Annotated in this window: 14 protein-coding genes; 8 read left to right on the top strand and 6 right to left on the bottom strand. The window is 67.9% G+C overall.

Going from position 1 to position 12,367, the window contains the following annotated elements; translation table 11 throughout:
• Positions 1-82: 82 nt before the first annotated feature.
• The 4 genes from AC5RVD_RS09240 to AC5RVD_RS09225 all read right to left on the bottom strand — a co-directional run bounded on the left by AC5RVD_RS09240 (position 83) and on the right by AC5RVD_RS09225 (position 3,449).
• Positions 83-946, bottom strand: a complete 864-nt coding sequence (locus AC5RVD_RS09240) for an amino acid ABC transporter permease (RefSeq protein WP_494049653.1) — start codon at positions 944-946, stop codon at positions 83-85.
• Positions 943-1,638 (bottom strand): amino acid ABC transporter permease, encoded by a 696-nt coding sequence (locus AC5RVD_RS09235; protein WP_494121706.1) that lies wholly within the window; start codon positions 1,636-1,638, stop codon positions 943-945. Before AC5RVD_RS09235 ends, AC5RVD_RS09240 begins: the two co-directional genes overlap by 4 nt.
• A 67-nt stretch (positions 1,639-1,705) precedes the next feature.
• Positions 1,706-2,578, bottom strand: a complete 873-nt coding sequence (locus AC5RVD_RS09230) for a glutamate ABC transporter substrate-binding protein (RefSeq protein ID WP_494121705.1) — start codon at positions 2,576-2,578, stop codon at positions 1,706-1,708.
• A 52-nt stretch (positions 2,579-2,630) separates the two neighbouring features.
• The gene (locus AC5RVD_RS09225; protein ID WP_494112998.1) at positions 2,631-3,449 is read right to left on the bottom strand and encodes an amino acid ABC transporter ATP-binding protein; all 819 of its coding nucleotides are present in this window, start codon (positions 3,447-3,449) and stop codon (positions 2,631-2,633) included.
• 163 nt (positions 3,450-3,612) lie between these two features.
• Between AC5RVD_RS09225 and AC5RVD_RS09220 the strand changes: the two genes are divergently transcribed.
• The 5 genes from AC5RVD_RS09220 (at position 3,613) to AC5RVD_RS09200 (ending at position 8,030) form a co-directional block, all read left to right on the top strand.
• Entirely contained in the window at positions 3,613-4,395 is a 783-nt protein-coding gene (locus AC5RVD_RS09220) for an LOG family protein (RefSeq protein ID WP_494112999.1), read from the top strand.
• 34 nt (positions 4,396-4,429) lie between these two features.
• Complete coding sequence (locus AC5RVD_RS09215) at positions 4,430-4,822, top strand: DivIVA domain-containing protein (RefSeq protein WP_494126767.1); 393 nt, start codon at positions 4,430-4,432, stop codon at positions 4,820-4,822.
• On the top strand, positions 4,819-6,063 hold the full coding sequence (locus tag AC5RVD_RS09210) for a hypothetical protein (RefSeq protein ID WP_494126766.1): 1,245 nt from the start codon (positions 4,819-4,821) through the stop codon (positions 6,061-6,063). Before AC5RVD_RS09215 ends, AC5RVD_RS09210 begins: the two co-directional genes overlap by 4 nt.
• 173 nt (positions 6,064-6,236) lie before the next feature.
• Positions 6,237-6,416, top strand: a complete 180-nt coding sequence (locus tag AC5RVD_RS09205) for a DUF3117 domain-containing protein (RefSeq protein ID WP_127511285.1) — start codon at positions 6,237-6,239, stop codon at positions 6,414-6,416.
• Positions 6,417-6,428: 12 nt separating this feature from the next.
• Positions 6,429-8,030 carry a leucyl aminopeptidase family protein gene (locus AC5RVD_RS09200; RefSeq protein ID WP_494126765.1) on the top strand — a complete coding sequence of 534 codons (1,602 nt, stop codon included), beginning with the start codon at positions 6,429-6,431 and terminating at the stop codon, positions 8,028-8,030.
• A 51-nt stretch (positions 8,031-8,081) separates the two neighbouring features.
• On the opposite strand, the gene AC5RVD_RS09195 is transcribed toward AC5RVD_RS09200, so the two are convergent.
• The gene (locus AC5RVD_RS09195) at positions 8,082-8,714 is read right to left on the bottom strand and encodes an O-methyltransferase (protein WP_494113003.1); all 633 of its coding nucleotides are present in this window, start codon (positions 8,712-8,714) and stop codon (positions 8,082-8,084) included.
• A gap of 300 nt (positions 8,715-9,014) precedes the next feature.
• On the opposite strand from AC5RVD_RS09195, the gene sigE reads away from it, so the two are divergent.
• The 3 genes from sigE to AC5RVD_RS09180 are packed head-to-tail and all read left to right on the top strand — an operon-like array spanning position 9,015 to position 11,151.
• Positions 9,015-9,620 (top strand): RNA polymerase sigma factor SigE, encoded by a 606-nt coding sequence (gene sigE, locus AC5RVD_RS09190; protein ID WP_494113004.1) that lies wholly within the window; start codon positions 9,015-9,017, stop codon positions 9,618-9,620.
• An 8-nt stretch (positions 9,621-9,628) separates the two neighbouring features.
• Positions 9,629-10,699, top strand: a complete 1,071-nt coding sequence (locus AC5RVD_RS09185; protein WP_494126764.1) for an anti-sigma factor family protein — start codon at positions 9,629-9,631, stop codon at positions 10,697-10,699.
• Positions 10,700-10,728: 29 nt separating this feature from the next.
• A complete protein-coding gene (locus AC5RVD_RS09180) occupies positions 10,729-11,151 on the top strand; it encodes a twin-arginine translocase TatA/TatE family subunit (RefSeq protein WP_494113857.1) in 423 nt (140 codons plus the stop codon).
• Positions 11,152-11,212: 61 nt separating this feature from the next.
• On the opposite strand, the gene AC5RVD_RS09175 is transcribed toward AC5RVD_RS09180, so the two are convergent.
• Positions 11,213-12,364, bottom strand: coding sequence for an Mrp/NBP35 family ATP-binding protein (locus AC5RVD_RS09175; protein WP_494113856.1), 1,152 nt, complete (start codon positions 12,362-12,364; stop codon positions 11,213-11,215).
• Positions 12,365-12,367 lie beyond the last annotated feature (3 nt).

Raw genomic sequence — 12,367 nt, 5'->3', positions numbered from 1 at the left:
CGGCGCGCAGCCGCCGGGCAACAGGGAAGGGGAGGACGCGCAGGCATCCTCCCCTTCCCTGTCGGCGGTCAGCGGCAGCCGGTCACACCTTGACGGCCATCGGCTGCGTGGTCAGCGGCGCGGTCTCGCCCGCGGTTCTGCTGCTCAGGAACTTGGAGAGCCAGTTGGCTACCCAGGACAAGGCGAAGTTGACGACGATGAAGAGGACGGCCGCAATCGTCAGCGACTGCAGGATCGGGCCGGCGGAGCCGTAAATCTGCATCGACCGCAACAACTCCGAGTACGTGATGATGTAGCCGAGGGCGGAGTCCTTCAAGATCACCACGAATTGGCTGACCAGGGCCGGCAGCATGGCCACCAAGGCCTGCGGCAGTTCGATGCTGCGCAACGACTGGGCACGGGTCATGCCGATCGCCATCCCGGCTTCACGCTGGCCCTTGGGCAGGCCGAACACGCCGGAGCGGACCAGTTCCGCGATCACCGAGCCGTTGTACAGCGTCAGGGCCGTCACGACCGCGTAAAACGGGATGTCGGCGGGGGTGCCGATTCTCAGCTGCCCAAACAGGAGCCAGAAGAAAATCATCATCAGCAGCACCGGGACGGCCCGCAGGAGTTCGACGATCACTCCGCAGAGCCACCGCAGGGGGCCGTTCGAGGCGAGCCTGCCCACGCCAAAGAGCAACCCGAAGACCACGGACGTGAGGATCGAGACTGCGGCGGCCTTAAAGGTGTTGATCAGGCCCGGCAGGATGGTGAACTGCCAGACCTCGCCGGTCAGGAAGGGCGTCCACAGCTCGGATGACAGCTGGCCTTTGTCGTTCAATCCGACGATGACGAAGATCGCCGCGCCGAGGAAGAGCAGGATGCCGATGATGTTGGTGACCATGATCCGCGCACGGGCCTTCGGGCCGGGCGCGTCAAAGAGGACGTTCTGCTTGATGTTCATCGTGACACCGCCAGTTTCTTGGAGAGCCAAGTGGTCACCAGGCCGATCGGCAGCACGATGATCACGAAGCCGATGGCGAAGGTCGCGAAAATGGCCATGATGACATCCGGCCGGAACTCGATCATGGTTTTCATCAGCCCGGCGGATTCGGCGACCGACGCCGCCGTTGCCACCGTGGTGTTCTTGGTCAGGGCGATCATGGTGTTGCCCAGTGGCGCCACGGCGCCGCGGAATGCCTGGGGCAGGATGACCATCCGCGCCGCCGGCAGGAAGCTCAGCCCGATGGCGCGGGCGGCCTCGGCCTGTCCCAGGGGCACCGTGTTGACGCCGCTGCGAATGGATTCGCAGACGAAGGCCGCGTGGTAGACGGACAGCCCGACGATGGCCCAGAGGAAGAAGTTGAAGTCGAAATCGCCGGAGAGGTTCATCTGGAGCTGGAAGACCGCCACCAGGATGCAGAACACCATGATGATGGTCAGCGGCGTGTTGCGGAAGACGTTGACGTACGCCGCGCCGGCCCAGCGGAAGCTGGGTACCGGTGAGATACGCATCAGGGCCAGGACGGTACCCAGCACCAACGAGCCCAGGGCGGCCCAAAAAGCGAGCTGGATATTGACCCACAAGGCTCCGACGACGTCGTAGGTCTCCAGCGCCGTCAGGTAGCTCTGGAAATACTCGGACAAACTGTCCATCCCCTTTCGGTGGGAAGAGGCAGATCATGTTGTGGGGCGGGAGAGCCCCGCCCCACAACGGATGTTGCTAGGCGCAGGCTTCGCCCGGCTTCGGCGGGTTCAGGTCCTTGTTGTAGGAGTAGTCCACACCCTCGGTGTTCTTCTTGAGGGCTTCTTCCCAGGCACCTTCCTCGACCATCTTGTTAATGGCTGCGTTGATGTCCGCGCACAGCTCCGAGCCCTTCGGCAGGCCGACGCCGTAGTTCTCCTCCGAGAACGGGTTGCCGACCACCTTGTACTTGCCGGCGTTGTTCGGCTGCGCCGCGAGTCCGGCCAGGATGATGTCGTCGGTGGTCACCGCGTCGATCTGGCCGCCCTGCATGGCGGTCACGCACTCGGCGTAGCTGGGCCGCTCGACCAGGTTCACTTCGGCAGCGTGCTCGTCCTTGATGCGCTGGGCGGAGGTGGAGCCGGTCACCGAGCAGAGGTTCTTGCCGTTGAGTGCATCCGGGCCTGTGATTTCGGTGTCATCGGTCCGGACCAGCAGGTCCTGCCCGGCCACGAAGTACGGTCCGGCGAAGTCGACGGTCTGCTTGCGCTCATCGGTGATGGAGTACGTCGCAAAGATCATGTCCACCTGGTTGTTGGCGAGCATGTTTTCGCGGTTGGCCGAGGGCGACTCGACGAATTCGATCTGGTCCTCCGAGTAGCCCAGCTCGTTGGCCACGTACTTGGCTACATCCACGTCGAAGCCGGTGAACTGGCCGCCGGAGGAAAAGCCCAGGCCCGGCTGGTCGTACTTGATGCCGACGCGGATGCCTTCGCCGCCGCCGGTGCCGCCGCCGGCAGTCTCGCCGCCGCCGCCGCCTTCGCCGCCGGTGCCGCCACCGCCGCCGCAGGCGGACAGCACGAGCGCGGCTCCGGCTGCCATGGCAGCCATTCCATAACGGGTCTTTCGCATGTTTTCTCCTTGCGTTGTCGGCCCTCCGTCAGTGAAGGGCCAGGTGTGGGGGTCAGTGTTCGAGGATCTTGCCCAGGAAGTCCTTGGCGCGGGTGCTCTTCGGGTTGGTGAAGAATTCTTCCGGGGTGGCCTGCTCCACGATCTGGCCGTCGGCCATGAAGAGCACCCGGTCCGCGGCCTTGCGGGCAAAGCCCATCTCGTGCGTGACCACGATCATGGTCATGCCTTCGCTGGCCAACTGCACCATGGTGTCGAGCACTTCGTTGATCATTTCCGGATCCAGTGCCGAGGTGGGCTCGTCGAAGAGCATCACCTTCGGCTTCATCGCCAGTGCCCGGGCAATCGCCACGCGCTGCTGCTGGCCGCCGGAGAGCTGGGCCGGCAGCTTTTGCGACTGGTTGGCCACGCCTACGCGCTCGAGCAGGCTCATGGCCAGCTCCTTGGCCTCGGACTGCTTCATCCCCTTGACCTTGATCGGTCCCAGGGTGACGTTCTCCAGGATCGATTTGTGGGCAAAAAGGTTGAAGGACTGGAACACCATGCCGACGTCGGCCCGCAGCTTGGCCAGGGCCTTGCCCTCGGCCGGCATCTTCTCGCCGTCGATCAGGATCTCGCCGTCGTCGATGGTCTCCAGGCGGTTGATCGCCCGGCAGAGGGTGGACTTGCCGGAACCCGACGGCCCGATCACGACCACCACTTCGCCCTTGGTGACCTCCAGGTTGATGTCCTTCAGCACATGGAGCGATCCGAAGTGCTTGTTGACGTTCTTCAAGGACACCAGCGGCTGGCCCGCCGGCGCGGCGGACGTGGCTCGGGTTGCCGCCGCCGGAGCAGCAGGCGGCGTTTTACTGTGCGATGCGTCACTGGTCATGGAACGAATCTAGCGAAAGATTCCCTTCAAGCAATGCATTCGCGACCGAACCGCCGGAATCGTGATTTAAGAGCAACCTGCACCCCGCACCGCTTGAACGCCGAATTGCCAAGGAATCAGGGGAAACCGCCACGGATGGCCGGCGAATCTGTAGCCTTGGGAAATGACAAACCAGCAAGACATTCCGCTCCCGTCGCAACTTCCGGGCGCACCGAAAACCCGCTTCAAGGGACCTGTGGAGCTGCGCCGTCGCCAGGCGGACATCCCGCAAGCTGACCAGTACCTGCTGGACACCAAGGACCGGGCGGAGTTTACGCACACCGATCCCTGGCGCGTGCTGCGGATCCAGAGCGAATTCGTCGAAGGGTTCGGCACCCTGGCCGACCTCGGCCCGGCGATCAGCGTCTTCGGTTCGGCCCGCACCCGGCAAGGCAGCAAGCACTATGCGATAGCCGAAGAGATCGGGCAGCTGCTGGTCCGGCACAATTTCGCGGTCATCACCGGCGGCGGGCCAGGTTCGATGGAGGCGGCCAACAAGGGGGCCAGCGAGGCCGGCGGCGTTTCGGTCGGACTGGGCATCGAACTGCCGTTCGAGCAGGGGCTCAACAACTGGGTGGACCTGGGCATCAATTTCCGGTATTTCTTCGCCCGCAAGACCATGTTCGTCAAGTATGCCCAGGGGTTCATCGTGCTCCCCGGCGGGCTGGGCACGCTCGACGAGCTGTTCGAAGCCATGGTGCTGGTCCAGACGAAGAAGGTGACATCCTTCCCGATCGTGCTGGTGGGCACGGCCTTCTGGTCGCCGTTGATCGACTGGATCCGCAACACGCTCCTGGCGGAATCAATGATCGCGGAGACCGATCTTGACCTGGTCAGTGTGGTGGATACGGCGGAAGAAGCAGTCGAGCAGATCATCTCCGGGCTGTCTCCCCGCTCCGGATTTTGACCCGGCGGGGCGTCCTCTCTGGCACGATGGTGCTGTGAGCGCTTTCCTCGTCTTCCTTGCCATCGCCGTTGCAGGTGCGGCCGCTGTTGCCGCATCCGGGCGGTGGGGCCGGAAGAGGGCAGCGGCTGACAGTGCGGCCGGCGGCGGCACCGGCACCGCGTGGGAGCGAGGGCACGTGGCCGCGCTGCAGGGCCTGAGCGAGCACGAGGCACGGCTGCCGGCGGTTCTGCTGCCCGAACACCCCCGCGCCGAAGACCTGGACAGCGTCCGGTTTTCCACCGCCCTGCGGGGCTACCGGATGGACCAGGTGGATGAAGTGCTTGACGTCCTGCGGGCAGAGCTGGGAGCCAAGGAGCGCCTGATCCGGCAACTGAGCCAGGAACAACCACACCACGACGGCGGTGCCCACCCGTCGCGGGAAGGATGACCGGGGTGCAGGACCGCCTTCCGCGGACACGGGTGCTTCGGGAGGCCGTGCACGCGGAGCTCTCCTTTTGGCGCCGGCGGATCTCCGGCTGGCCGTGGTGGGTCCAGGTGTCCGTGCTCTACGCCCTTTCCCGGCTGTACTCGCTGCTGGTCTTCCTCGCGGTGGCCCGTCAGCAGGGCCCGAATCCGTGGACGCGCGCGAATCCTGACTATCTGTCCTTCATCGGGATCTGGGACAGCGCCTGGTACCGGCAGGTCTACCTGGAGGGCTATCCCACCGATATTCCGCGCGGCCAGGACGGGCGGGTCGACGAGAACCAGTGGGCGTTCTACGCGCTTTTCCCCGGCATCGTCCGCGTCCTGGCGACGGCCACCGGGCTGGGGTGGCAGTTGCTGGCACCGTTGGTCGCCACCCTCGCAGGCTTTGCCGCCGTGCTGCTCATCTACAAGATTTTCCGGCGCTATGCTCCCCACGGCACCGCGCTGTGGGCCGTGGTCTTCGTGGCGGTCTTTCCGGTCTCGCCGATCCTCCAGGTTCCGTACGCCGAATCGCTGAACCTGGCGCTGCTGGCGGGGGGACTGCTGCTGCTGCTGCAGCGGAAGTACGTGCTGGCGATCCCCGTGGTCGTGCTGATGTGCCTCTCCCGGCCCGTCGGCGTGCCCTTCGCGGCGCTCGCCGGCCTGCACCTGCTGTGGCGGATCAAACAGCGCCGCACCGATCCGCTCCAGACCCCGGAACTCCTCCGCGCAGCCGCGCTGGCGCTGGTCAGCTGTGCCGCGGCCCTCGCCTGGCCGGTCCTGGCCTGGTCGGTCACGGGCGAGATGACCGCGTACACCGAAACGGAAACCGCCTGGCGGGGCGAAGACCTGGTCCTGTTCAGGCCGTGGTTCGACATGGGCGTGAACCTGTTCGGGCTGCTGGGCGGGATGATCGCCCCGCTGCTGCTGGTAGCCGCGGCGGCCTGGTTCCTCTGCTGCGCGCCGACCCGGAACATAGGGGCAGACCTGAGGCTGTGGTGCGCCTGTTACCTGGGCTATCTGCTGGCCTTCCTCCATCCGCAGACCAGCACCTTCCGGTTGTTGCTGCCGCTCTTTCCACTGGCTTTGGCGGCGGCCTTCGTATCGCGCAGTCGGGCCTACCGTGTGTGCCTGGCAGTGATGTTCCTGGCGGGGCAGATTGTCTGGGTCACCTGGCTCTGGTCATGGGCCGAGCTGCCCGGTGGCGGGGACTATCCGCCCTAGCGCCAGCGGGTTGCCGATGGGCCGCGTGTCGCGGAAATTAGCACCCGGTTGTGATGTACGCGATAATGGGTAGTGGTTGGACATGGCGGCCGGGGAACAAAGGCCGCCGATGTGAGGTTGGCGGGCAGGGCGATCACGGATCGGACTGCCCCATGGCGGAAGGGAATTCCCAGATGGCTGCGATGAAACCGCGTACCGGTGACGGACCGATGGAAGTGACCAAGGAGGGGCGGAGCCTCATCCTGCGGGTGCCCATCGACGGCGGCGGGCGTCTGGTGCTGGAACTGAACGCCGAAGAAGCGGGCAACCTCAAGGACTGCCTGCTCGGCGTCACCAGCGACGTGGCAAGCTAGGAACCGTTTGCTGTGAGCCGCGTTCCCTCCACCGCAGAGGAACAAACCGCCCGTCATCTGGAACAGGCCCTGATTGAACCGCGGATGGCGCGCGTCCTGGCCCTGCCGGCCCTCGGTCGCGGACAGTCGCCGGCCCAAGGTGCCGAGGACGTCACCGTGCTGGCGGTACCCATCGCTGCAGGCGAGGCCAACGCTGAGCAGGCGACGCCGCAGCCGCGCCAAGGAGCCGGCGAAGCGGCGGCAGACTTTGGCGCCGACGTGGCGGCCCTGGCGGAGGTCCACGGAATCTCCGGCAAGGCAGGCGAAGTGCTGGCGGCACCGGCGCCGCCACGCTCCGCGCAGCTGCCGGCGCGCCTGGTCTTGATCGGGCTGGGCAGTGGCAGCGCGGCGGAGCTGCGCAAGGCCGGAGCCGCCCTGGCCAAGGCGACGATGGGCACCGACCGGGTGCGCAGCACCGCCGTCGACGGCCTGCCGGACGAGTTGCAGCAGGCCTTCATCGAGGGATTCCTGCTGGGCGGCTACCGGCCGCCGCGCGCGGGCGCGTCCGATGGGCCCAAGCCGATGGCCGCGGTGCTGGAACTCACCGGGATCTCGGCAGGGACTGCCGCAACGGCAGCTGTCGGCGCCCGGGCCACGTGGTTGGCGCGGGACCTGGCGAACATGCCCTCCAACGTGAAGAGTCCGGAGTGGATGGCCGGCCAGGCCGGTCGCCTCGCCGCGGCCAGCGGCCTGGGCATTCGCACGTGGGACGAGCATCAGCTGGCCGCCGAAGGGTTTGGCGGTCTGCTGGCCGTGGGATCGGCGTCGCCGACTCCGCCCAGGCTGGTGCAGCTGGACTACACGCCCGCACAGGCCGGCGAGGACACCAGGCACATCGTCATCGTCGGCAAGGGCATCACCTTCGACACCGGCGGGCTGTCGCTTAAGCCGCGCGAACCGATGCTGCCGATGAAGACCGACATGGCAGGCGCCGGCGTCGTGCTGGCGGTGCTCGCCGCTGCAGCGGAGCTGCGCGTGCCGCACCGTGTCACCGGGCTGCTCGCCTTGGCAGAGAACGCCATCGGCGCCGCCGCCTACCGGCCCGGCGACGTGGTGACCGTCCACGACGGCACCACGGTGGAGATCGGCAACACGGACGCGGAAGGGCGCATGGTGCTGGCGGACGGCCTCTCCTACGCCGCCGCCCGGCTGCGGCCCGACGTCTTGGTGGATATCGCCACCCTCACCGGCGCGGCGTCCATGGGGCTGGGCAGGCAGCACGCGGCGCTGTACGGCAACCGGCCGTCCTTGCTGCGCGCTTTCGAAGCCGCGGGCGAGGCAAGCGGGGAGCGGGTCTGGCACATGCCGCTGGACGAGGTGGCGGCCGAGTACGGGTTCGCGTTGGAATCCGGCATTGCGGACATCTCGCACATAGCGTCACAACGGTCGAAGGTCGGCGGGGGATCGATCACCGCAGCGCTGTTCCTGCGCGAATTCGTCGGCACCCTCCCGTGGATCCACCTGGACATCGCCGGGACGGCTCGCGCGGACTCCGACCGGGCCGAGGTCACGAAGGGTGCCACGGGATACGGTGCCCGGCTGCTGCTGTCCTTCCTGCGCTCCTACCGCGGCTAGCGCAGGCGGTCGGACGGCAGGGCTGCCCGCGGGCACGGCACAGCAGGACGGTCAGCGTTTGACGGCCAGCAGCAGTCCCTCGCCGGTCGGCAGGATGGTGGACAGCAACTGGTCGTTTTCCCGGATGGCCCGGCCGACCTTGCGCAGCGTGGTGGTGGATTCTTCGCGGATGGCCGGATCCGATACCCGGTCATGGTCCAGGGCGTCGTTGACAATCAGCATGCCGCCGCGCTTGAGCAGGCGGACCGCTTGCTCCACGTACAGCGGATACGACGGCTTGTCCGCGTCGACGAAGACGAGGTCGTAGGCGTTGTCGGTCAGCCGGGGCAGGACGTCGGCCGCGCGGCCGGAGATGGTGCGCGTCCGGTTGCCCGGTATGCCGGCGTCGACGAACGCCTGGCGGGCCGCGCGCAGATGGTCGACGTCGGCGTCGATGGTGGTCAGCACCGCGGCCGGGGGGAGCCCGCGCAGGAGGCAGACCCCGGACACGCCCGCGCCGGAACCGATCTCCACCACGGTCTGCGCTCTGGTGCCCGCGGCGAGGACGGTCAAAGCCGCGCCGACCCCGGTGCCGACGGCCGCAACGCCGAGTTCATGGGAACGCTCACGGGCCCGAAGCAAGACGTCATCCTCGGCGGGGAGCCCCTCCGTGTAGGACCAACTCGTCTGCTTGTCGGCACTCATGAATCATCACTTTCTCTTCAGCTGTTCGGGGGAAACGGCGCAGGGCCGCAGTGCCAAGCCTACTGCCACAGTTGACGGGATCGGGCGCGTGCCGCGGCGCCGGGGCAGGTGCCGCCGGCCGGAAGGACATCCCCGGTGGATCTAGCGGTATTTGTGCAGCCCGTTTACAGAATTCTCCCAGTTTTTTGGGCCAAGATGGGTACCCGGGACGCCGATAGCCAGACCGGCAGCACGCCAGCCGCATTCCCGGACGCCCAGGAGGTGGGCGGCAGGCGGGCGGGCCGACGAAGGGGCACAAAGATGACGAAGCTTCAGGACGCCGCGTCGGACGCCGCGGCCGGCAACGATCGATGGGTTGCTCCGACGTGGGAAGAAGTGGTGCGCAACCACTCAGCCAAGGTCTACCGCCTGGCCTTCAGGCTCACGGGCAACCGGTATGACGCCGAAGACCTCACCCAGGAAGTCTTTGTCCGCGTCTTCCGGTCGCTGGATAACTTCAAGCCCGGCACGCTGGACGGCTGGCTTCACCGGATCACCACCAACCTGTTCCTCGACCAGGCCCGGCGCAAGAGCCGCATTCGGTTCGATGGACTGAGCGAGGAAGCCGAAGCCAGGTTGCCCGGCAAGGATCCCGGCCCCGAGCGCAGCTTCGAATACAACAACCTTGACATAGATGTCCAGGCCGCCTTGGACGAGCTGCCGCCGGACTTCCGCGCCGCAGTGGTGCTCTGCGACCTCGAGGGGTTGTCCTACGACGAGGTCTCCGCGGCCCTTGGCGTCAAGCTGGGCACCGTCCGCTCCCGCATCCACCGCGGCCGGACCATGCTCCGGGAGAAGCTGGCGCACCGGGATCCCGCCGGCAAACGCACGCGCCTGAAACTGCCCCGAATCGCCGGAGCCCACTGATCGCTGCCATGCTCCACCCGGAAAAAGAGCTGGCGGAGTATCTGGACGGCGAACTCTCCGATGACCGCCGCCCCGCGCTCGAACGCCATCTTCAACGCTGCCGGCGGTGCCGCAAGAATGTTGACGAGTTCCGCCAGATCCAGGATCGCCTCCGCGCGTTGGACGTGCCGCCCCCGGATGACAACCTGACCGCGCGGTTGTTGCGCTGCAGCCGACCCGGGGCTGCCGAGCCCGACGTGCCCCCGCCTGCCGCCGTGCCCTTCCCGGCCCCGGAAAACCGGCCCGCTGCCGTACCCGGCGCTGCCACGGTGTCCGGTGCCGCCGCCGGCGCGCTCCCGCCGGCTGCCGGCCCCGGAACGGACGCGGTGCCCTCGCGCAGGCCGGTCGGGCGGGTGCTGGCCGTCGCCGGCGGCGTCGTGGGCGGCTGCGCCGTGCTGACGTTGTCTGCGGCTTTCGTCCTGGGCGGCGAGACCCCGGAGGCGGACACCGGCCGGGGCCCTGCCACCGGCACGGCCTGGGTGCCGGTGGCCGCGGATGCAGGTGCCGCCCATCCGATCGCCATGGACAGCGCGGCACTCGAGGAGCTCCGGCGCAGTGGCTGGACCTGCCCGCTGCTGCCCGGGCTTGGCTACCGCATGCAGAGCGCGGAACGGACGATCGTCGACGGGCAGCCTGCCGTCCGGCTCGAGCTGAGCGACGGCAGCCACCGGGTGGTCGTCACCGAGCAGCGGCGCGGGGACGGGAGCGCGGACGGAACCGCCGGGGTGACGGATTCCGCGCCGCCGGTGAATGCCACCACGGGCCATCCCGTGACCATGGACGGGTTCCGGGAAGTCGCCGGGCTGAACCGGGCGGTATGGGTCCGCGGCGGTGAGGACTGGACCGTGGTGCTCCACTCCGACGACGTGACGTACACGTTGTGGTCCGACCTTCCGCTGGCCAAGATGCCGGAGACGGTCAGCCACGTGGTGCTGTCGGAGAACTCCCGCCTGAAGCTCCCGGCGCCGGCTCCGGCCGACGACCCGCTCAGCCGCATCATCCGCGGACTGGGGATGATGGTCAGCCCGCCAAGTGGCTGACCGGCCCGGCGAACGGGTAACCTTCAATCGTGTTTGGAATCAACGGCTCAGAACTGATCATCCTGGCAATCCTTGCCTTGGTGATCCTCGGACCTGAGCGGTTGCCCGAATACGCCGCGCAGCTGGGCAGGTTCGTCAAACAGCTGAAAACCATGGCCGCCGGTGCCAAGGAACAGCTGCGCGAGGAAGTCGGCGACGACATCGTCGACATGGACTGGCGGAAGCTTGATCCGCGGCAATACGACCCGCGCCGGATCATCAAAGAAGCATTATTGGACGACGACGAGGCGCCGCGTCCGGCCCCGGCCGCGCCGGCGGTCGCGGCGGCAGCCGCAACCGCAGCCGGCACGGGCATGTCAACCGGTTCGAGGGCGCCGGCGCGTTCGGCGGGCAGGCCCGCGGCACGGCTTGCCCCGGGCGAGGCGGCGCCGTTCGACACCGAGGCGACCTGACCGGCGAAGCGCGGCATCCGCCGTCGCACGGTGCCGCCAAGGGCGGCGTCCGCTGCAGGCCCTAGCGGGGAGTGACGCCCAGCGTGCGTCCGGCCAGGCCGCGCGGGCGCGCTGCCAATTCCGCCGCTATCCGCCGCAGTTCGGCCGCGGCGCCCCCGGCCCCGGAGCCGTCTGCCCCGTCCAGGACGATCGGACGGCCGGCGTCGCCGCCGGCGCGCAGCCGGGGTTCCAGCGGGATGCTTCCCAGCAGCGGTATCGGCGTCTCCAGCACGGCGGAGAGCCGCTCGGCGACGGCAGCTCCGCCGCCTGAGCCGAAGACTTCCATCCTGGAGCCGTCCGGCAGCGCCAGCCAGGACATGTTCTCAATGACTCCCGCCACCCGCTGCCCGGTCTGCGCGGCGATGGCGCCGGCGCGTTCCGCCACCTCGGCCGCGGCGCCCTGCGGGGTGGTCACCACCAGGATCTGCGAGGACGGGAGCAGCTGCGCGACGGAGATTGCCACGTCCCCGGTGCCCGGAGGCAGATCCAGGAACAGCGCATCCAGGCCGCCGAAGTAGACGTCGGTGAGGAACTGCTCCAGGGCCCGGTGCAGCATGGGCCCGCGCCAGGCCACCGGCTGGTTGCCCGACACGAACATGCCGATCGAGATGACCTTCACCCCGTGGGCCACCGGCGGCAGGATCATCTCGTCCACCCGGGTGGGAGCCTGGGTGATGCCCAGCAGCCCGGGAACCGAGAAACCGTAGACATCGGCGTCGATGATGCCCACCCGCAGCCCCTGCGCAGCCATGGCGCACGCGAGGTTGACCGTGATGCTGGACTTGCCCACCCCGCCCTTGCCGCTCGCCACGGCATAGATGCGGGTAAGCGAGGCCGGATCGGCGAACGGATTGCCGCGTCCGGTACCGCGCAGCTGCTCCTTGAGGTCGTCGCGCTGCTGCGGCGTCATCACGTCCAGCTCCACCGCCACCCCGGACACGCCCGGGACGGCAGCCAGGGCGTGCTCGACGTCGGCGGTGATGGTGCCGCGCAGGGGGCAGCCCGAGATGGTGAGCAGCACGCCGACGGTGACCCGTCCGGCGTCGTCAATCCGGACGTCCTTGAGCATGCCCAGTTCCGCGAGGGGACGGCGAAGCTCCGGGTCGATCACGGTTCCCAGCGCGTGCCTTACGGCGGCCGGATCCGGGTGTTGCGACAGGTGTGGATCAGTCATGCA

Source organism: Arthrobacter sp. THG-b23, from assembly GCF_059091265.1.
Note: the sequence above shows the minus strand (reverse complement) of the source record. Positions and strands in the feature narration are given on the sequence as shown.

What these genes read in the sequence shown, in the direction of transcription:
- AC5RVD_RS09240 (WP_494049653.1), bottom strand. Translation starts at nt 946, where the DNA reads ATGAACATCAAGCAGAACGTCCTCTTTGACGCGCCCGGCCCGAAGGCC.
- AC5RVD_RS09235 (WP_494121706.1), bottom strand. Translation starts at nt 1,638, where the DNA reads ATGGACAGTTTGTCCGAGTATTTCCAGAGCTACCTGACGGCGCTGGAG.
- AC5RVD_RS09230 (WP_494121705.1), bottom strand. Translation starts at nt 2,578, where the DNA reads ATGCGAAAGACCCGTTATGGAATGGCTGCCATGGCAGCCGGAGCCGCG.
- AC5RVD_RS09225 (WP_494112998.1), bottom strand. Translation starts at nt 3,449, where the DNA reads ATGACCAGTGACGCATCGCACAGTAAAACGCCGCCTGCTGCTCCGGCG.
- AC5RVD_RS09220 (WP_494112999.1), top strand. Translation starts at nt 3,613, where the DNA reads ATGACAAACCAGCAAGACATTCCGCTCCCGTCGCAACTTCCGGGCGCA.
- AC5RVD_RS09210 (WP_494126766.1), top strand. Translation starts at nt 4,819, where the DNA reads ATGACCGGGGTGCAGGACCGCCTTCCGCGGACACGGGTGCTTCGGGAG.
- AC5RVD_RS09205 (WP_127511285.1), top strand. Translation starts at nt 6,237, where the DNA reads ATGGCTGCGATGAAACCGCGTACCGGTGACGGACCGATGGAAGTGACC.
- AC5RVD_RS09195 (WP_494113003.1), bottom strand. Translation starts at nt 8,714, where the DNA reads ATGAGTGCCGACAAGCAGACGAGTTGGTCCTACACGGAGGGGCTCCCC.
- sigE (WP_494113004.1), top strand. Translation starts at nt 9,015, where the DNA reads ATGACGAAGCTTCAGGACGCCGCGTCGGACGCCGCGGCCGGCAACGAT.
- AC5RVD_RS09185 (WP_494126764.1), top strand. Translation starts at nt 9,629, where the DNA reads ATGCTCCACCCGGAAAAAGAGCTGGCGGAGTATCTGGACGGCGAACTC.
- AC5RVD_RS09175 (WP_494113856.1), bottom strand. Translation starts at nt 12,364, where the DNA reads ATGACTGATCCACACCTGTCGCAACACCCGGATCCGGCCGCCGTAAGG.